Genomic DNA, 18,617 nt, shown 5'->3' with positions numbered 1-18,617 from the left:
CTGCGTAAAAATGATATCTATTTTAATTTTATAAGAAATGAAAAAACTGACTTTCTTCGCCTGTTCTTTATTGGTTTTAGCGGCCTGCAACAACGCCAAAAAAGATCCGGTACCTGAAAATACTACAGAAAAACCAGCCGATACTTTAAAGAAAGATACCATTGCAGCCGAAATTGCACCGGCTTCGGAAGTTGAAAATCCTGTAGCTGCTGAAGAAAAAACGGCGACACCAGAAATCAAGGTCGTTCCGGTTCCTGCAAAAAATGTTGAAAAAGAAGTGAAAGTGTCTTATGCTTCTTTCGGCTCAAAAATTGCCGCAGACAAGGCTTTGAGCAAGGAAGACATGATGAAAAAATATGCTTCTCTGAAAAAAGGCGATACGATTGCGGTAAAATTCAAATCGAAAATAAAAGATGTCTGCAAGAAAAAAGGCTGCTGGATGTCGATGGAATTGCCGAACAGCAAAGAAGCTTTCGTGCGTTTTAAGGATTACGGATTTTTCGTGCCTTTGAATGCTGATAAGTCTGATGCCATCGTAAGCGGAAAGGCCTTTCTTGACGTAATTTCTGTTGAAGAATTGAAGCATTACGCCAAAGACGGCGGTAAATCGCAGGAAGAAATCGACAAAATCACTGCACCGAAAATCACTTATGCTTTCACAGCTGACGGTGTTTTAATCCAGGAATAATGAAACGGATTTTAATCGGATTGATGGTTTTTATGCTTTTTATTCAGTGTAATAAAAAGGAAGAAATTCCGGTTGAAAAACCCGTATCCACTGAAAAACCTGCCGAAAGCAAGAAATTCGAAATGTACAAAATGTCAGAAATGGCGGCTCTTATGGAGCAAATGTATGTTGACAATGAGCGCCTGAAAGCCCGTATTCTCAATGGCGATACGATCGGTAAATTCCCGGATCATTTCATGAATATACACAAAGCCGTGATGACCGATGAGTCGGAAAATGACGCTTTTTTTAAATTGCAGGCGAAACATTTCATCAGCGTGCAAAAGCTTATTTACGAAGACCCGAAAAATGCCAAAGAACATTTTAACGATGGTGTAAAAGCCTGTATTACCTGCCACGAAGGAAAATGTCACGGCCCAATTCCGAGAATCAAGAAACTTTACATCGACTGATTTTGCGCAGGGAGATTATCCGTACAACTGACGGTTCCACTACGATTTATCTGCCTGATTGGGAGGAACATTACCATTCCAAACACGGCGCCATCCAGGAAGCACAGCATGTTTTCATCAAAAACGGACTTTCACTTTTTGAAAACAAGCCTGTATCAATTTTAGAAATCGGTTTTGGCACCGGACTCAATGCTTTCATTACTTTTTCAGAAGCTGAAAAAAACAAACAGCAAATTGATTATACCGGTGTTGAAGCTTATCCGGTTTCGACTGAGGAAATTGGCTTAATGAATTATGCGGAAGAACTTAACGCAGCGCCGCTTCAGGAAGTATTCTTAAAAATGCATGCCATTAATTGGGAACAGAAAGAGCAGATTTCGAATTTCTTTTCACTGACAAAACGGAAGCAGTTCTTTAATGAAATCGACGATTCAGAAACTTTCAACCTTATTTATTTTGATGCGTTCGGCTATCGCGTGCAACCGGAATTGTGGAGCACTGAAATTTTCAGGAAAATGTATGCTGCCCTCAAACCCGGTGGAATTCTAGTCACTTATGCCGCAAGAGGCGTCGTTAAGCGAAGTATGATTGAAGTTGGGTTTATTGTTGAAAAACTCGCCTGGACCGCCCGGAAAGAGAGAAATGTTTCGGGCTAGGAAAAGTGCCTCACGCACTTAGCAACTTTTTAAGAAAACAATAGCATTTTATTTAACATCTGTTCCGTAAAAGCAATCATTTAATTCTATAAATTTGATTCATTAATTTCTTAAAGATTAATTTTATTCTATGAAGAAAACAATGTTTACTTACACCAAAACGATACTCGAAAGAGTTAGTTTCGACCCATTACTGTTTTGTAAGGAACTCGAGAAAGCACTCAAAATATTGCTGCCTTACGAAATAGAACAACTAACCGAATGGCTGCTACAATTTACAAAAGAAAAGCCTGAATTAAAACATTGCCAGTTATTGTTGAATACATAAAACTAAAGGAGCCTAAATAGCTCCTTTTTTATTTTAGATTTATGAGTTTAGATTTTAGATCTCGGAAGCGAATTTGAAACCTGCATTTACTTTTTCGAAAGCGGACTCACAATCTGCACATTCTGAAATACAATAGCACCTTTTATCACACCAGCAATTGTACTTCGCAAAGCATCAATAATGTGAATCTTAAGTTCTGTTTTCGGAAATACCAGGCTGACTTCGCGTGAGGGTTTCGGGTCTTTAAAATGGTGTAGTTTTTCTTTATCTTTTTCCTTCAAATCTAAAGTGTGCAAATAGGGAAGGAGTGTGGTTCCCAGACCTTCATCTGCTAATTTAATCAATGTTTCAAAACTGCCGCTTTCAATCTGGAAATGGGTTTTCTCGTGTATTTCCTTGTTTTTGCAAAGGTTGAGAATGCCATCCCGGAAACAATGCCCGTCTTGCAGAAGCAAAATTTCATCGATGTTTAAATCGTCGATTGTAATTTCTGGTTTATTGGCAGAAGAATGATTTTCAGGCAGATAAGCCACGAATGGTTCAAAGTATAAAACAACTTCTTTCAGTTTTTCTTCTTCAAGCGGAGTGGCAGCGATTGCAGCATCTAAATGTCCGTTTTTAAGGCGAAGGATGATTTCATCCGTATTTAATTCCTCGATGATTAATTTTACTTTCGGATATTTTTTGATGAAGTTATTGAGGAACATCGGAAGCAGCGTCGGCATTATTGTCGGGATGATGCCAAGCCTGAATTCACCGCCAATGAAGCCTTTCTGCTGGTCGACGATATCCTGGATGCGACCTGATTCATTGACGATATTTTTCGCCTGATTGACTATTTTTTGCCCAATGTCAGTAAGTTGTATCGGTTTTTTGCTTCTGTCGAAAATGAGGATACCGAGTTCTTCCTCGATTTTTTGAATCTGCATACTCAGTGTCGGCTGCGTGACGAAGGATTTTTGTGCTGCAACGGTAAAATTCTTGTGTTCTGCTACTGCAAGAACGTATTGTAGTTGGGTAATGGTCATTGTATCAATTTTTCTGATGCAAATATAAAAACAATAATTTAAAGCTATAGTTTGAAAAGATTTTAATTTTGATAATATTGTCAAGTGTAAATTACAGTCGCAGTTTTCGCATGTTAAAATTGCATTAAATTCCATAATTTGATTTTTTATTAAAGACGTCGTTCCCTATTTTTGCCGCATATGAAAATTGCTGTTAAAATCGTATTATTCCTGTTTGTGTTTTTTCTGGCAACGCCTACTATTGTGAGCGTAATCCAGAAAAAAACAGATGTGTCTGCATTTTACAGCATGAATGAAGAAGAAACGCTAAAAGAAATAAAGGAAATCAAAGCCGAACTCAAATTCCCTAGTTACGATTTGGTTGTGATCCCTGAGCAAACTTCAAGCCTTATTATTTCTGAGAACCAACTGAAGCATGACAATGTTTCAGCGGTTATTTTCTCTCCGCCTCCGAACGTCTGAACCTTTAAATTAACTCCTTTTCAGGAAACTGATCCGGCTTGCAAAACGAGCGGGTAAAAATTTATTGTGTTTCATTTTCAGACTGTTCTCATGACAAAAAAAATCAATCTTTTTGGCAACCTCAAATCTGATTTCGCATCAGGTTTGGTGGTTTTTCTGGTGGCGTTGCCATTGTGTTTAGGTATCGCACTCGCTTCGGGCGCACCGCCGTTATCGGGTATTATTGCAGGAATCATCGGCGGTATCGTCGTCGGATTCATGAGCAAATCGCATTTAAGTGTTTCGGGCTGGCCGCTGGTCTAACCGCAATTGTATTGGGTGCCATCACAGAATTGGGCGCTTTCGATATTTTCCTTACAGCTGTTCTGATTGCCGGAATTATCCAGTTGGCACTCGGATTTATCAAGGCAGGAAGTATCTCGAATTACTTCCCCAACAATGTAATTGAAGGGATGCTCGCGGGAATAGGCGTTATTATCATTCTTAAGCAGATTCCGCATGCACTTGGTTATGACGGTGATTTTGAAGGAGATGAAGCGTTCCAGCAAACCGACGGCGCCAACACTTTTTCAGAAATTTTCAAGATTTTTGATCATTTGGAATTGGGCTCTATCATTGTCACTTTAATATCACTGACAATCTTGATTTCATGGGATAAAATTACCTTCCTGAAACGATTGAAATTGGTTCCGGCGGCGTTGATTGCCGTAATCACAGGAATTTTGATCAATGAAATTTTCATACAAACCGGAAGCGCACTTGCCATTTTACCTTCACATTTGGTGTCATTGCCGATTCCGCAAACCGTTGATGATTTTAAAAATATTATTGTAACGCCGGATTTTTCAGGTTTTACGAATCAAAAAGTATGGATTGTCGGTGCAACGATTGCGGTAGTTGCCTCAATAGAAACATTGCTCTGCATTGAAGCTTCAGACCGTATGGATGCACAGAAACGATACACCGACACCAATGCCGAACTTAAGGCGCAAGGTTTAGGCAATATTCTGAGTTCTTTGTTGGGCGGTTTGCCGATGACATCAGTCGTAGTGCGTACTTCAGCCAACAACGCGGCTGGAGCAAAATCAAAAATGTCTACGATTATCCACGGTGTTTTGCTGTTGATCAGTGTGGTTTCGATTCCGTTTTTACTGAATAAAATTCCGTTGGCAACACTTGCTGCGGTTTTACTGATGGTTGGTTATAAGCTTGCGAAACCTTCAACAATCAAGCATTTCTGGGAGAAAGGAAAATACCAGTTCGTGCCTTTTATCGCTACTTTCGTTGCTGTTGTTTTTACTGATTTATTAAAAGGTGTCGCACTCGGAATCATCATCAGTATCATTTTCGTATTGAAAGGAAATCTCAAAAGAGCCTACAATTTCCGCAAAGAGCAATACGAAGATGGAGATGTCATCCACATTGACTTGGCACAGGAAGTTTCATTCCTTAATAAAGCGGCGATTAAATCGACTTTGAGTGAAATTCCGGAAAACTCGCGTGTAATCATCAACGCGCATGATACGGTTTACATCGCGCATGATGTACTCGATTTGATTCGTGAATTCAAAACGATCAGGTCAAAGGAAGAAAATATCAAGGTCAAGCTGAAAGGTTTTAAGAAAGCATACCGACTTGAAAACAGTGAAGAAGTCGGCAATAAAGTGACTTTCGACCACCATCATGAAGTTGAAAAAACAGCGAAAAAAGAGACAACAAATAATTAAAAAACTAATAAATAATAACGATGTTGGACTGTAATTAACTAATTTTATATTCGATTTTTACAGCTGACACATAACAAAAATTACAATGGAAGATTTTTATAAAAAGATTTTAGACAACAACAAAGAATGGGTTGAAAAAGCTTTAGAAAAAGACCCGGAATATTTTAAAGACCTCGCCAAAGGCCAGAAACCGCCCTTGTTATGGATCGGTTGTTCTGACAGCCGCGTTCCCGCGAATGAAATCATCGGTGCAAAACCGGGCGACGTATTTGTGCACAGAAATATCGCTAATATGGTGATCCACTCTGACATGAATATGCTCAGCGTATTGGATTATGCCGTGAATGTATTGCAGGTAAAACACGTAATCGTCTGCGGACACTACGGTTGCGGTGGCGTGAAAGCCGCAATGGGCAATTCCTCAATCGGAATTATCGACAACTGGATCCGTCATATCAAGGACATTTATCGTTTGCACCATGTTTATCTTGACTCAATTATTGATGAAGACGATCGCTTCAATAAATTCGTAGAATTGAACGTAAAAGAACAGGTTTTCGATCTTGCAAAAACTTCGATTGTTCAGGGCGCATGGCGCAACGGCCAGGATTTGACGCTTCACGGATGGGTTTACGGACTCAATTCTGGTTTCGTAACTGATTTGAACGTTAATCTGAGTTCTGATAAAGATCTGGATTCTGTTTATCAATTGAAGTTTTAAATTGTATTGAGGTAATATAATATCAATTATAATCCAACCACAAATTTGTTTTCAGGTTTGTGGTTTTTTGTATTAAACCTTTTCATTTATTTATAGTCAAAGTAATATGATTCGAAGTAATCGCAACAATTAAAAAATATACTATGAAAAATTTAAAGACATCAATGACCGCACTTGCAGTTGGGTTATTATTTTCTATTGGTGCAAAAGCACAAGTTCAGGAAGAGAAAAAACTGACCAATGAGCAGAAAAAAGAAATCGTCGAGAATATGAAAGTCAATGTTGAAAGATTGGCATTGACGGATGCGCAGAAAGAACCATTCAAAGAAATCACCAAAAAGTACGCTGAAAAAGCGAAGGCAATCAAAGCCGGAGACGAAACTAAAATCGAAAAACTTAAGGCCGCGAAAGCCCTGAAAGAAGAAAAAAATGCAGAAATGAAAACCTTACTTTCAGAATCGCAATACAATACTTACCTCGAAATCCAAAATGAGCGCAAGCAAAAACTATTGGAGAACAGAAAAAAATGATTTTCAGATTTGATTGATGATTGAAAAGCTTCCGGAAACGGAGGCTTTTTGTTTTTACACATGGCTTAGCGAACTTTGCGAAAAACTTTGCGCCTTTGCGGTTAAAAACTACGCTACCAGTTCATCAAACAATTTATGTAAAGTAACTTCTAAATCGTCCGTAAACCCCGGATGCGGCCGTGAAGTCTGCAAAACAGAACTCCGCACCGCAGTCAGCCACCGGAAACGCTTCGGAATTTCCATCATCGCGATCGGGCCGCAAGATTTCTCGCCGTGACAGATTTTAGAAAATGCATGAATGTATTCCAAAACTTCAGTAATATCGGTATCAGCCGAGAGGCACTTGAGTTTTTCTTCATTCAACCGATAAACTGCTTTAATGAACTTCGCTTTTTTGCAAAACAAAATGATGCCGACATTAAGGAATTCCTCACGTTCCACTTTCGGCACTACACGAATCACCGCATATTCATATAAATGTTTATCGTGCATCGTTGGCGGTTTTTAGGAATATTTCGGCGTTGTTTCGGCGTGTAATCAGGAATTGTAAATAAGTGTCCCGGATTGCTTCAGGAGATTCTTCGCTGCCTTCCCATTGCAGCCATTCGTCTGGAATCAAAGCGGTAATTCCCGACAGGATTTCGTCTGTAAGAACAGCTTTGAATTCGGAATTCACTTCGTCTAATTGCGTAGCTTTTCCTAACAATACATGGTCTTTTATCAAAGAAAACGGACTTTTCGCATGACCTTCCCAATCTGTCCAGGAATGATGGAAATAAAACGCAGCGCCATGATCAATGAGCCACAATTCGCGGTGCCACATCAACATATTTGTGTTGCGGAAAGTGCGGTCAACATTGGTAATGTAGGCATCGAGCCATACGATTTGCGACGCGAGTTTTTCATCCACGGAAGTGACCACCGGATCAAAAGTAAGTGCGCCGGAAAGGAAATGCATCGCGATATTCAGTCCCTGGCTGCCCTGGAGCAAGTCCTGGATTTCCTCATCGGCTTCTGTGCGCCCAAAAGCTTCGTCAAGATTGGCAAATACCAATTCGGGGGTTCTTAATCCGAGGGCGCGTGCAATTTCACCGCCAAGTACGTTCTGATATGAGTGCTTTCACGCCATGTCCGGCGCCTCTGAATTTAAGTACATATTTGAAATCGTCATCGGCTTCTGCAAGGGCAGGCAAGGAACCGCCTTCCCGCAATGGCGTTATATATCTGGTAACGTTTACTGTCCGTAGTGTTGGCATTTTTATAATGTTGATGCGTAAAAATAGTGAATTTAAACTATTGAAATCGTCAAAAAAATAGCATACTGAACAATTCTGCAACAATCTGTTAATTGTGTAACATAATATTTTTTAAGTGTAAATAATTTCATTTTTAAATTTCTTAAACTTACATTGTATAAAATCATTTAAAATCAAAATCCGAAAATGGATAATCATTCTTCGATTAGCATACTTCTGGCCGATGACGATAACGACGACCGTTATTTTTTCTCGGTAGCGCTGGAAGAAATGGTACTTGACAGTACATTGAAGTTAATTCCGGACGGCGTGGCGCTTATGGATGAACTCAACGACGAAAGTAAAGAAGTGCCCGATATCCTTTTCCTCGATATGAATATGCCGCGAAAATCAGGGATGGAATGCCTGAAGGAAATCCGTGCCAATCGTCGTTTCGATACACTTTGCATCGCGATTTATTCAACTTTCGATACTGATGAGCAGATTGATAAAATCCTTGCTGCCGGAGCCAATATTTATTTCAACAAGCCACACGAAATGGAAAAAATCAAGGAGATGATCAAGCAGGTCATAAGGATTTATCGCTATTATCCTGATTTGGGCGCTAGTGAGGAAGCATTTTTATTTGATTGAAAACAGATGAGTTTTGTTTAAAGAAAATATGAAATTTTACAACAATACAAGATTATCCTGTAAAGCAAAATGTTTTTAAAATGCGAACCTTTACAGCATAAAAATTACCTATCATGAATACGCATTACGAGCCGGTCAATATATTACTTGCAGACGATGACAGCGACGACCGATTCTTTTTCAGTACCGCATTAGATGAAATGGCGTTACAGAGTTATTTAACGCTGATGCCCGACGGAATAGCATTGATGGATTATCTTAAAAGGGACGATGTTCCGGTTACGGGAATATTATTTTTAGATATGAATATGCCCCGAAAATCAGGAAAAGAGTGTCTGTCGGAGATTCGAAATAATCTCCGTTTTGATGATATGTGCATCGTCATTTATTCGACTTTCGATACTGAAGAACAAATCAATGAAATTATGGAGGCAGGTGCCAATATCTATTTTAATAAGCCTGATGAGCTTGATAAAATCAAAGTAATGATACAGAAAGCCATCGAAATTTATCACTCGCATCCGCACGGAAATACTGAAGAGACTTTCGTGCTTACCGCTTAAAGAGTTTGAAAATAAACTAGTACTACAGTTTAGTATTTTGTTTTTTACATCCGGAAAATCCCGCTAAAAGCGGGGATTTTTATTTTGTATATGGATCCAACATTTCTGAAATTCAAAAAGGCGAAACTTCAATGAAGCGCCGCCTTTTCTACTAACAAAAAATAACTGTATAAAAACTAAACCCCCATTTTAGTAATTGTCATCGCTACGTTCATCGTCGGCATCGTCAAGCTGACTGTCGTTGTTGTCTGCGCCGTCGCCAAAATTGGCTTCGTCATCTGTGCTGTCATCATCGCTCATGTCGCTGCTGTTGAAGTTCATGCGGCTGTTATCAGAATTCTGCGGATTGTTGATTTCTTCATTGTCGCTGTATTGGTTGCCTGCGTCTGCGGATGCACTTTCGTCAGCGCTCCAGCCATCTTCATCCTGGCTCGAAAACTGTTGGTTTGCCAGGTTTCTTGTTTGGCTGCGGTCGTTGTCATAATCGCTGTTGTAACTTTCGTCGCTGCGGTTGCGGTCTTCAGCGTTATACGAATTGGATTCGCTGTTTTCGCCACCGGCATTGTAAGATTCGCGGTTCTGATCGTCACTGTCCATACGATTTTGATTCTGTCTGTCGAAATTGTCGCCACGTTGGTTGAGTCCGTCGGTACGGTCATCATTATCTGAATGCCATCCTTGTGATTGCTGGCGTTCGCGGTTATCACCGGAATTGCCATTGTTGTCTTGTGTAGCCATTTGTAGTGTGTATTAAGTATTAATTTTATTTTTCGCCTTCTTCCATCGCCTCAAAGTTGATGTCATTGTAGGCGGCTTCGGTTAACGTTTTATCAGCTTCTTTTTCTTCTGCCAAAGTCATTTCTAATAATTCAACTGCTTCATCTTCGCCTAAAGTACGCGCGAAAGCCGCAAGTGTCCCGTAGGTTGCGATTTCGTAATGCTCAATTTTCTGGGAAGCAGCAATAATTCCCGCGTCACGAACTGGTTACGGGTTGTGTTTCTTCTAGGATGCCTCCGCCTTCTTCAATGAGTCCGGCCATGGCGTCGCATTTTTTGGCAACTGCTTTTTCACCGATGATCCGGAAAACCTGTTCCAGTCTCTTAACTTGTTCCTGTGTGGTGGTTAAATGCGCATCGATAGCATTGACAAGCGAAATTGTCGTGGCATTTTTTGACATTTTCGGAAGTGCTTTAACCAGAGCCTTTTCTGCCCAATAGATGTCTTTTAATGAATCGATGAATAATTCACGTAATTCTTCAGCCGCAGTGCTTTTTGGTTTAACCGCACCTTTTGGAGCTGCAGGTTTTGATGTCGTTTTAGATGGTGTTGCTTTTGCCGCTGCTGTCTTTGCCGCTGTTGCTTTCGCAGCTGACGTTCTGGATTTTCCTGTAGTGCTTTTTTCTGTGGTTTTCATAGTTGTTTTTTTATCGTTCAAAACTCTTTTACAAATTTCACTCAATAAAAAACGGTAGTCCTTACATCGTAAAATTTAATACTTGTAAAATTTGATTACTCGCAAAAGTCTTATAAACAGTTAGTTGTAAGAATTGTAGGATGTGGTTTAAAGTATCGGATTGATAATAAATTAATTTTATAAGTGATTAACTTAAATTTTATAAGAAAACCAAATCTTAGGTTAATTTAAATGTAATGAAATCCCAAAAAGCAATCGGTTTAGCTGCGCAATTTGTAACTTTAAGTAATTCTAAAACATACATTTATGAAAAAGATGCTTTATTTACTGGGAAGTTTTTTGATGTTCGGAATAGCATCAGCCCAGACAGACACAACGCGGGTACCAACAAAGAAATCGGTAAAAACCGACAAGCAGGTACCCATCAATAAAAAGACAAAACGCTTACCGATACAACGGATTATAATAAAAACCGCGGCACGGCCACCAATCCGAATGATGCGTTAGAGCCGAAGAAGAAACCGGCGGCGCCTAAACCGCCAAAATCAACAACTAATCCGACTGGATCACCCGATACGCCTCCAAAAAAGCCGATGAATTAATTGGTTTGGAATAAATAAAAATCCCTGAATGGTTTCATTCAGGGATTTTTATATGTTGTCTTAGCCGGCGCTTTTTTAGTTTTAGCGTTTTTCTTTTTGAGCAATGCATCGCGCTCTTCACGTTTGGTATCTTTGTATTCGTGCTGGTCTTCAGCTTCTTCAATGGAGTGGGAGCATTGCAGGCTGTCTTCACTTTTAGATAGCTTGGAAAGCTTGATATAATATTTTTGTATGACTCGCATTTCGTCTTCGGTCATATCTTCAATATCCACGAGCCTGTTGCTGGCCAATTCATGCGATGCGACCAATTCGTTGAGTTTTAATTGAATTGCAAGAGAATCTTTATTCTGCGCCTTTTGAATCAGGAAAACCATCAGAAACGTAATGATTGTTGTTCCGGTATTGATGATAAGCTGCCAGGTTTGGGAATAGTTGAAAATGGGCCAGTCAGTGCCCAAATAATTACAACTGCAAAAGCAATTATAAAAGCAGTTGTGCTTCCGGTAGCTTTTGAGGTTTTGGTCGCAAAGACTTCAAACGAACTCTTTTTTTGCGCTTTTTGGGCTGTTTTGCTCATTGTTTTTTAGATTACATTGCGTAATACATTTCCTTTTGTGGTCTGCAGTAGCATTCCAGGATTGATATTAATTCCGATGGATTGTTTTCGAGCCTCCTGAATTTATGCCATTTTTGCTTATCCAAATAAGGCAGCAATGGTTGTGCGGTATCAAAAATATAAGGCAGATTTTTCAGGATCAATGCATCCCATTCTTCGTGATAGGTGACGATATCATCAGGATAAACCACTTTTCTGTCAGTTCCCTCTTCTTCTGCTTCAAAGGGTTCCTCAAGGTTAAGGTAACCATAATCGTCAGTCAGTTGCTCTCCCGGATGGATATCGCGAATGGCAATTTCAAAATCGTAAGCTGTAGAAAAACAACTCGGATTGAAACTGTGGTTGACAAATTTCGCATCTGCCCCAGCACAAAATCTTATCGCCTTCGGCATTTCGGAAACAATAAGTTTCAAGGTGTTTTTGTATAAGCGGCGACATATCATCGGCTTTTTGTTGTGTAAAGACAAAATCGAGCTCGTCCTGAACCCAAGTGATGGTGCCTTTCGGAATGAATTTGGTTGCGACTACGCCGTAACCGACGGTTTTGTTGATGAATCTGATTTCTGTATCCGGGTGTATCATGTTGTTATATATTGATTGTTGTAATTATTTAATTCGATGAAAATGCACTCTGGAGGAAATTAAAAGAAAAAATGCTCATCCTGTTGTTTTCGACTATCTGAATGCAATCCCTGACAGTTCTGATGTAATCAGCATGCGGCCAGCGTCTTTTTTTACGGTCAAGTTCCCACATACCGCAGTCGTGGTTGCTTTTAAGATTGTCCGGAACAGGTGTGTTGATTACCGGATAAATGCAGATGCCTTCAACTTCGACGCCGCTTTCAAGTGCTTTGAGGCATTCGAAAGTGACTTCTTCAATCCATGCACATTTTTCATCGCCAAAATGCCCGGTTTCCGGATAAGAAGATGGGTTTTTCATACCGCCTGTAAGCCATTTTGAGCAAAGACGACAGCGGCACGCGCTTTTCCTCCGTTTCCGGCCACGGCAAGCTTTCACCCTGATCTTCCCATTGTGAATTCCAGTAATAATTAAATCCGATTACATCTACGAAAGATTCATCGCCGCCTAATTCACTGCAATATCTTCCGGAAATAATATCGATTGCCTGGAATTGGTTTTCATTTCTGTGGTAAAATTGCTCCGGATTGGTATTTATCGACTGATGAATTTTCACCAAAGGTTCAACCAGAACAATATGACATTCCGGCAATATTCGTTTTAACTGCCTGATTCCGGTAATCGCGGCTTTACACAAGTTATATTTAAGTTCGAAATCTTCGCGAACGATATTGGTAATCACGCCGTTTTTATCAGCCGAATGCGAAGCGATAAATCCAATTTCGTTGATTGGAACCACAAAAAGCGGCTGTGACGAATAATCTTTGTAGAATAGTGCAAACGCCTGGCAAAGCGCCATAAAACGAATGCAGAAATTAGGATGTGCAGGATATAATCCGTCAGGATAGCCAAAATGACACAAGTCCCATATTTGCTGGATACCATGTTCTTCTGCAGCATTCATGCGGTTTTTGACTTCTGTAAAGTCGAATAGATAAGGCTGAATTTCGACTTTACTCCAGCAGATGCCTTCTCTTACGGTTTTGATCCCGAGTGCGGCGAGCTTCTGATAATCTTCTGTGCTTTGAAGGTCATGCCGGCTTTCGTGCAATAGATTGATGCGTTTTCCGGAACTGTTCAAAGGATCAGAACATTCGAAACCGCCCATGAAAAAGGTTTTAAATACGCCCATGATTACAAGAATTGCTGTCGTGAAAAACTTATAGTTTTGCTTCCAACAAATATTATTTTTTTGACGAGTATACTGCTTATATAATTTCGCAGGAATGTTGTAAGATTATGCGCAAGTAAAAATTTTGTAAAGAAATTGTGGAATGCTGTAAGAAACTTCTTGGTAACATCGCGCAACTTTGTAATAACACAATTGGGAACAATTTTGCGAATGATAGTTACGGAGGCGGTACTATAAAGCTACTGTTTCAGATAATATTGAAGAATTGCTATGAAAATCAAATTACTTAAAGCAGTTTTCGGTTAAAGCCTTCGGTAGTGTCATTCCATTATCCCCATAAACTCCATAAAAAGAGGAACTTCGAATGAGGTTCCTCTTTTTATTTATGTGAAATTTTATTGAAATCTTATTTAGAAATTTAAGAATTTTTACGGCGTTCCCGTAACCGGCTTATCGCCGGAAATCGTATCTTACCTTCAGGGAAGGGGAGAATGCATCCCTACGAAAAAAATAGATTGCATGGATACGGGAACGCCGTAAAAAATGTTAAACTTTTAAAGCCTCGGAATTTATTTAAATGAATAAATAATAGTGGTTTAATAAAACTGAAACGGCAGCAGTTGTATTGCTATTGAGGGGGCAATTTATTTTTTGTCTTCGATTTTCTCTTCCATCAAAGCAATTTCAGTTTTTTCTTTCTTAATATCCTGACGGATAAAGGCAAAAAGACTCATGTACACATTGGCAATCCACACCAACGCAAAGCCGGCGATGATATAACCGCGCCAATCGGATAGCAGCAAATGAAAATCGGTTAAAATCAGAAAAGCCAGCGTCACATAATGGCTAAAGCAATATTCGCACGTAAAAAGATAAAAGAATTTGCGTTGCAATATGGTCTTCCCAATTTTAGAACGGTTTACGCAAAACTCACGCGGTTCGCGGAAAACTTCTTCATGAGTGACTGTCCAGGCGATGCAGGCAATGGGTAACGCGAGCAGTAACAACCATAGGATTTGTAAGGTAATGGTCATGGTTTGGTAATTGGATTAAACGAAAACTTCCAACTAAAATTACAATTATCTGCTTAGATTACAGCAAATGATTAATTTTTATTAACATTTCGTAATAATCAATTATAAACAGCTAGACCACATTGGCCAGCGCAGAATGCAGTTTTTCGATCTCGAGCGGCTTCCACAGAAAACCATTGAAATAAGGCACATACTCTTCCTGATTCTTTGCCATAATATCAGCTGTAACTGCGAAAATAGGCGTTTTGCTGTTGCGGTTTCCTGAAGTGCGGATGAGCTTCGTGGCTTCAAAGCCATTCATTTCAGGCATGTGCAAATCCATTAATATGAAATCATACTGGCGTTCGGACGATTGTTCGAGCGCCAGTTTGCCGTTCAGCACATGGTCTGTTGCAATGCCCCATTTTGAAAGCAATCGCATCATTAACATCGCATTGATTTGCGTGTCTTCGGCGAGCAAGGCGTTTTTTCCTGTAAGCTGTTGTAAATTAATTGTTGTTGCCGAAACAGATGAAGCGGTTTTTTCAAGAAGCAATTCGAAATAAAAAACAGAGCCTTTTCCGTAAACGCTTTCCACATGGATACTGCTTCCGTGCAATGATATAAGTTTTTTTACGATGGCGAGTCCGAGTCCGGTACCGCCCTGTTTTCGTGTCATGACAGGTTTTATCTGTGAAAAACTGTCAAAGATTTCAGCGATATTTTCTTCAGGGATGCCTTCTCCGGAATCTTTTATTTTGAACAAAATGCGGTCACTTTGTGCTTTTGTTTCCAGTAAGCTCACTTCCATTTCAACACGTCCTTCGTCTGTAAATTTAATGGCATTGCTAAGCAAATTGCCCAGAATCTGCGTCAGTTTTGTTTCATCTAACAAATAATCTGCTGAAATGGCATTATCAGTTTTTAGCTCGAGTATCAGTCCTTTATCATTGGCCAATGCCTCATAAGTGCCCGCCGTATTGCGGCAAATAGTGTTGAGATTTGCAGGATGACATTCCAGTTTGGATTTTCCTTCATCAAGCTTTGTAAAATCAAGTATGTCATTAACGATCCTGATCAGGTTGTTGGAGGCGAATTGCAGGCTTTTCAGCATTTTTTTATCTTCTTCATCTGCCTGATTGCCAAGTAGTGAAACGATGGTGGTGATGGCATTCAAAGGTGTGCGGATTTCGTGGCTCATGCTCGAAAGAAATTCCTGCCTTACCCTGACGCCTTCTTCGGCGCGATTTTTCTTTTCGATAAGCGTGGCGCGTTCTTTTTGCAGTTCGGCTTCTTTTTCGAGCGTTTTCATCCGGATGATCATATCGTAACTGTCCATAACCTTGAGGGTTTGCGTATTGATAACGCTTTCCCGTTCGGTGATGTAACGTTCCAGGTATTCGAGTGCGATAAGATGATTGCCTTCCTGTTTATGAATTCGATACAATAAATAATCACATTTGAATTTGATGATGGCCATATTGTACTTTTCGCTGAACGCATAACCTTTTGTAGCCGTATTTTTGGCCTTGTCCATCTGGCCTGTCTTGAGATAAAGCGCTCCCAGTTTGTTGTAAGCCATACCCAGACCTAGCCTTTCTCCCATTTCATGATGTATGCCGATGGCTTCAAGAAAGTCAATTTCTGCGGCCTCGTGTTGCCCCGCACGAGAGCGTACTTTTCCACGGCCGTAAATCGCAAACGCATAGCCACGTGTATCGCCGGTTTGTATTTTCATGGCGATGGAAGTCTCAATCATCTCAAGTGCCTGCAGGATTTTATTCTGTTTCAGCAGTACACCGGAAAGATTGTTGTAAGCATTTGATTCGAGATTAAGGTCGCCGGTCTTGCGCGCTGCTTCAATGGCTTTTTCATAAGCGCCAATGGCATTGTTCTGGTCACCAATGTATTCGTAAATGGTGCCCAAAGATTTCTGCACGCGCGACTGGTTGTGCCAATCGTTATATTTCTGATAGATTTTCAGCGCATCGATGAGGTAAATCAAGCCCAGATGAAAATTATCGGTTTTGTAATAAACGCCTGCAATATTGTACTTCGCATCTGCGATTCCTTTATCATCATCAAGTGCTTCATAATGACTGATTGCCGATTCAGCCATGGCGGTCGACCGGACATAATCGCCCATAATCATATAATAAAGCGATAACTGGTTGAGGCTTTTCGCTTCTGACAACCTGAAGCCTGATTCACGGCTCAATTGTAAAGCTGAAGTGGCTAAAGCAATACTGTGGTTGAGGTTGCTGACACGGCTTGCATAGGCTTCCTCTAATAGCTTTTCAATCTGCTTTGAAGTAGTAGATTTCATGTAATTTCGGGCAATGTTTTATAGATTTGGAATCCTAAGATATAAAATTTTAAATATCGTTTAACATCAATGCTTCATTTTTTTAAAATTCATAATCGTAATTGTCAAATTTATAAGAGAAGGATTATAAATATGTTACGGAAATGTAATCGATAGATTTAATATTTTGCCTTACTAACGTCGCCCGGCTTGAATCTGACTTCTGGCTTATTTAGCGCCAATTCGTCTTCGATGTTCGACACCCCATTTGCGCAATTCGTTGATTACGGTGTCAAGTGAATGCCCGTATTCTGTAAGTGAATATTCTACCACAACCGGAATGCTGTCATAAACCGTACGCTTTACCAGACCGTTTACTTCCATTTCACGCAGTTCCTTTGAAAGCATGCGATCGGTGATTTTCGGGATTTCTTTTGACATTTCAGAAAATCGCTTGTTGCCAAATGTGAGTGAAATGATGATTGGCAATTTCCATTTTCCGTTGAGTACATCGAGGGCGTCGTTGACCGGACGTATCATCGCCTGGCATTCTCCGTGGTTTCTTTCTGGTTTCGTCTCCATAATTATACTTTTTAAGAATCACTATACCGGAGTATAGTACTATACAATAATATAGTACTTACTTTTGTATAGCAAAGGTACGTAATTTTGTATGATAAAATAACAACGAGGCTTTTTTCAAAAATAAGAGCCTTGTAAATCTTTAAATTATCATGAAAAAAATACTGCATATTATTACGAGTCCACGTGGCGAACAATCCGCCAGTACGCAATTGTCTAATGCTGTTGTGGCAAAATTACTGGCTGAAAATCCGGATAGTGAAGTCATCAGCAAGGATTTTTCTTCGACTTCTTTACCACACATGGAAGGCACTTTGGTTACTTCTTATTTCACTCCTGCAGCAACCCATTCACCGGAACATAAAGCTGCCATTGCCAATTCTGATGTTGCGATTGCCGAACTCAAGGAAGCTGATTTTATCGTGATTGGTATCCCGATGTATAATTTTGGGGTTCCATCAACATTAAAATCATGGATTGACCATATCATGCGTGCAGGCCATACTTTTTCTTACGGCGAAAACGGTTCGGTTGGTCTTGTCGAAAATAAGAAAGTGTATCTGGCGATTGCAAGCGGGAACGTGTATTCGCATGGAAAATATACCGATTACGATTTTATTGCGCCTTATCTGCGTGCGGTTTTAGGATTTATCGGTATAACGGATATTACGGTTTTCAGGGCAGAGGGGACTTCGATTCCTGCTTTGGCAGAAAATTCTGTTGAGAAGGGGATAGCTGAGATTGTGTTGTAATTATTTAACACGAATTCACACAAATTTGTAATGTCTAATTCATTAAGCTTAAATAAAAAACTCCCATCAAGTGGGAGTTTTCTAATATTATAAGTAGCTGTAATTTATACTGCACTTCCGGGTGAAGAAGGCGCGTCGCCTCCCGCAGGATCTACGTCGCCCCAATCATCCATAGTAGCTTCATCGTCATCGTCATCATCTTCCTCTTCATCATTTTCGTCGTTGTAATCTTCTGCATATTTTTCATTCGAACGCTCTTTATCGTCCGGAATATCCGAAGAAGCATGTGTACTATCATAGGCGTCTTCGCGGTGTAATCCATAATCACCCGTTGAAGAACGCTCTTCATCGTTAGCTTGCATGGGGTTTTTATTATCCTGCCAATTGTTTGATTCGTCTTGTTTGCTGTAATTTTCCATGATTGTTATTTTTAAACGGAAGTACTCCGTGATTTTTCATAAAATTAATTACAACGACACGCTTCCATCTTATGGAATTTTCAGGAAATGTTATAAA

Annotated in this window: 21 protein-coding genes and 5 pseudogenes; 12 read left to right on the top strand and 14 right to left on the bottom strand. The window is 39.9% G+C overall.

Features of this window, described 5'->3' with window-relative positions:
* The first annotated feature begins 37 nt into the window (after positions 1 to 37).
* The 4 genes and pseudogenes from ACSLFW_RS16005 (at position 38) to ACSLFW_RS15990 (ending at position 2,124) form a co-directional block, all read left to right on the top strand.
* The gene (locus ACSLFW_RS16005; RefSeq protein ID WP_436556591.1) at positions 38 to 688 is read left to right on the top strand and encodes a DUF4920 domain-containing protein; all 651 of its coding nucleotides are present in this window, start codon (positions 38 to 40) and stop codon (positions 686 to 688) included.
* Positions 688 to 1,140: a hypothetical protein gene (locus tag ACSLFW_RS16000; RefSeq protein ID WP_436556590.1), complete on the top strand. Its 453-nt coding sequence runs from the start codon at positions 688 to 690 to the stop codon at positions 1,138 to 1,140. Before ACSLFW_RS16005 ends, ACSLFW_RS16000 begins: the two co-directional genes overlap by 1 nt.
* Before the next feature lie 2 nt (positions 1,141 to 1,142).
* Positions 1,143 to 1,818, top strand: a pseudogene (gene mnmD / locus ACSLFW_RS15995) (tRNA (5-methylaminomethyl-2-thiouridine)(34)-methyltransferase MnmD).
* Between the two features lie 108 nt (positions 1,819 to 1,926).
* Entirely contained in the window at positions 1,927 to 2,124 is a 198-nt protein-coding gene (locus ACSLFW_RS15990) for a hypothetical protein (protein ID WP_436556589.1), read from the top strand.
* Positions 2,125 to 2,210: 86 nt separating this feature from the next.
* On the opposite strand, the gene ACSLFW_RS15985 is transcribed toward ACSLFW_RS15990, so the two are convergent.
* Positions 2,211 to 3,152 carry a LysR substrate-binding domain-containing protein gene (locus ACSLFW_RS15985; protein ID WP_436556588.1) on the bottom strand — a complete coding sequence of 314 codons (942 nt, stop codon included), beginning with the start codon at positions 3,150 to 3,152 and terminating at the stop codon, positions 2,211 to 2,213.
* A gap of 180 nt (positions 3,153 to 3,332) precedes the next feature.
* Here ACSLFW_RS15985 and ACSLFW_RS15980 point away from each other — a divergent pair, with 180 nt between their 5' ends.
* The 4 genes and pseudogenes from ACSLFW_RS15980 to ACSLFW_RS15965 all read left to right on the top strand — a co-directional run bounded on the left by ACSLFW_RS15980 (position 3,333) and on the right by ACSLFW_RS15965 (position 6,592).
* Complete coding sequence (locus ACSLFW_RS15980; protein ID WP_436556587.1) at positions 3,333 to 3,614, top strand: hypothetical protein; 282 nt, start codon at positions 3,333 to 3,335, stop codon at positions 3,612 to 3,614.
* Positions 3,615 to 3,704: 90 nt separating this feature from the next.
* Positions 3,705 to 5,341: pseudogene (locus ACSLFW_RS15975) on the top strand (SulP family inorganic anion transporter).
* 85 nt (positions 5,342 to 5,426) lie between these two features.
* Positions 5,427 to 6,062, top strand: a complete 636-nt coding sequence (gene can / locus ACSLFW_RS15970) for a carbonate dehydratase (RefSeq protein ID WP_436556586.1) — start codon at positions 5,427 to 5,429, stop codon at positions 6,060 to 6,062.
* Positions 6,063 to 6,205: 143 nt separating this feature from the next.
* The gene (locus ACSLFW_RS15965) at positions 6,206 to 6,592 is read left to right on the top strand and encodes a hypothetical protein (RefSeq protein ID WP_436556585.1); all 387 of its coding nucleotides are present in this window, start codon (positions 6,206 to 6,208) and stop codon (positions 6,590 to 6,592) included.
* Positions 6,593 to 6,700: 108 nt separating this feature from the next.
* Here ACSLFW_RS15965 and ACSLFW_RS15960 read toward each other — a convergent pair whose 3' ends face one another.
* On the bottom strand, positions 6,701 to 7,084 hold the full coding sequence (locus ACSLFW_RS15960; RefSeq protein WP_436556584.1) for a DUF3037 domain-containing protein: 384 nt from the start codon (positions 7,082 to 7,084) through the stop codon (positions 6,701 to 6,703).
* Positions 7,074 to 7,848, bottom strand: a pseudogene (locus tag ACSLFW_RS15955) (HipA family kinase). Before ACSLFW_RS15955 ends, ACSLFW_RS15960 begins: the two are co-directional and overlap by 11 nt.
* Before the next feature lie 186 nt (positions 7,849 to 8,034).
* On the opposite strand from ACSLFW_RS15955, the gene ACSLFW_RS15950 reads away from it, so the two are divergent.
* Positions 8,035 to 8,481, top strand: coding sequence for a response regulator (locus ACSLFW_RS15950; protein WP_436556583.1), 447 nt, complete (start codon positions 8,035 to 8,037; stop codon positions 8,479 to 8,481).
* Positions 8,482 to 8,594: 113 nt separating this feature from the next.
* A complete protein-coding gene (locus ACSLFW_RS15945) occupies positions 8,595 to 9,044 on the top strand; it encodes a response regulator (RefSeq protein ID WP_436556582.1) in 450 nt (149 codons plus the stop codon).
* Between the two features lie 189 nt (positions 9,045 to 9,233).
* Here the strand turns inward: ACSLFW_RS15945 and ACSLFW_RS15940 are convergent, their stop codons facing one another.
* Both ACSLFW_RS15940 and ACSLFW_RS15935 read right to left on the bottom strand, forming a co-directional pair.
* Positions 9,234 to 9,782: a hypothetical protein gene (locus ACSLFW_RS15940; protein ID WP_436556581.1), complete on the bottom strand. Its 549-nt coding sequence runs from the start codon at positions 9,780 to 9,782 to the stop codon at positions 9,234 to 9,236.
* 25 nt (positions 9,783 to 9,807) lie between these two features.
* A pseudogene (locus tag ACSLFW_RS15935) lies at positions 9,808 to 10,459 on the bottom strand (ferritin-like domain-containing protein).
* Between the two features lie 236 nt (positions 10,460 to 10,695).
* On the opposite strand from ACSLFW_RS15935, the gene ACSLFW_RS15930 reads away from it, so the two are divergent.
* A complete protein-coding gene (locus tag ACSLFW_RS15930) occupies positions 10,696 to 10,890 on the top strand; it encodes a hypothetical protein (RefSeq protein WP_436556580.1) in 195 nt (64 codons plus the stop codon).
* A gap of 209 nt (positions 10,891 to 11,099) precedes the next feature.
* On the opposite strand, the pseudogene ACSLFW_RS15925 reads toward ACSLFW_RS15930, so the two are convergent.
* From ACSLFW_RS15925 to ACSLFW_RS15890, 8 genes and pseudogenes are all read right to left on the bottom strand, one after another.
* Positions 11,100 to 11,539: pseudogene (locus ACSLFW_RS15925) on the bottom strand (low affinity iron permease family protein); the annotation flags it as partial.
* 110 nt (positions 11,540 to 11,649) lie between these two features.
* Positions 11,650 to 12,069, bottom strand: coding sequence for an SET domain-containing protein-lysine N-methyltransferase (locus ACSLFW_RS15920; protein WP_436556579.1), 420 nt, complete (start codon positions 12,067 to 12,069; stop codon positions 11,650 to 11,652).
* Positions 11,975 to 12,259: a hypothetical protein gene (locus tag ACSLFW_RS15915; protein ID WP_436556578.1), complete on the bottom strand. Its 285-nt coding sequence runs from the start codon at positions 12,257 to 12,259 to the stop codon at positions 11,975 to 11,977. Before ACSLFW_RS15915 ends, ACSLFW_RS15920 begins: the two co-directional genes overlap by 95 nt.
* 28 nt (positions 12,260 to 12,287) lie before the next feature.
* Positions 12,288 to 12,617: a hypothetical protein gene (locus tag ACSLFW_RS15910; protein ID WP_436556577.1), complete on the bottom strand. Its 330-nt coding sequence runs from the start codon at positions 12,615 to 12,617 to the stop codon at positions 12,288 to 12,290.
* Positions 12,571 to 13,425 (bottom strand): hypothetical protein, encoded by an 855-nt coding sequence (locus tag ACSLFW_RS15905; protein ID WP_436556576.1) that lies wholly within the window; start codon positions 13,423 to 13,425, stop codon positions 12,571 to 12,573. The genes ACSLFW_RS15910 and ACSLFW_RS15905 overlap by 47 nt, the downstream gene beginning before the upstream one ends.
* Before the next feature lie 668 nt (positions 13,426 to 14,093).
* Positions 14,094 to 14,483, bottom strand: coding sequence for a hypothetical protein (locus ACSLFW_RS15900; protein ID WP_436556575.1), 390 nt, complete (start codon positions 14,481 to 14,483; stop codon positions 14,094 to 14,096).
* 112 nt (positions 14,484 to 14,595) lie between these two features.
* Positions 14,596 to 16,788: an ATP-binding response regulator gene (locus ACSLFW_RS15895; protein ID WP_436556574.1), complete on the bottom strand. Its 2,193-nt coding sequence runs from the start codon at positions 16,786 to 16,788 to the stop codon at positions 14,596 to 14,598.
* Between the two features lie 207 nt (positions 16,789 to 16,995).
* The gene (locus ACSLFW_RS15890; protein WP_436556573.1) at positions 16,996 to 17,349 is read right to left on the bottom strand and encodes a winged helix-turn-helix transcriptional regulator; all 354 of its coding nucleotides are present in this window, start codon (positions 17,347 to 17,349) and stop codon (positions 16,996 to 16,998) included.
* 152 nt (positions 17,350 to 17,501) lie between these two features.
* Here ACSLFW_RS15890 and ACSLFW_RS15885 point away from each other — a divergent pair, with 152 nt between their 5' ends.
* Entirely contained in the window at positions 17,502 to 18,101 is a 600-nt protein-coding gene (locus ACSLFW_RS15885; protein WP_436556572.1) for an FMN-dependent NADH-azoreductase, read from the top strand.
* A 104-nt stretch (positions 18,102 to 18,205) separates the two neighbouring features.
* On the opposite strand, the gene ACSLFW_RS15880 is transcribed toward ACSLFW_RS15885, so the two are convergent.
* Positions 18,206 to 18,520: a hypothetical protein gene (locus ACSLFW_RS15880; protein WP_436556571.1), complete on the bottom strand. Its 315-nt coding sequence runs from the start codon at positions 18,518 to 18,520 to the stop codon at positions 18,206 to 18,208.
* Positions 18,521 to 18,617 lie beyond the last annotated feature (97 nt).

The organism is Flavobacterium sp. 3HN19-14 (assembly GCF_051373205.1).
Lineage (GTDB): Bacteria > Bacteroidota > Bacteroidia > Flavobacteriales > Flavobacteriaceae > Flavobacterium.
Note: the sequence above shows the minus strand (reverse complement) of the source record. Positions and strands in the feature narration are given on the sequence as shown.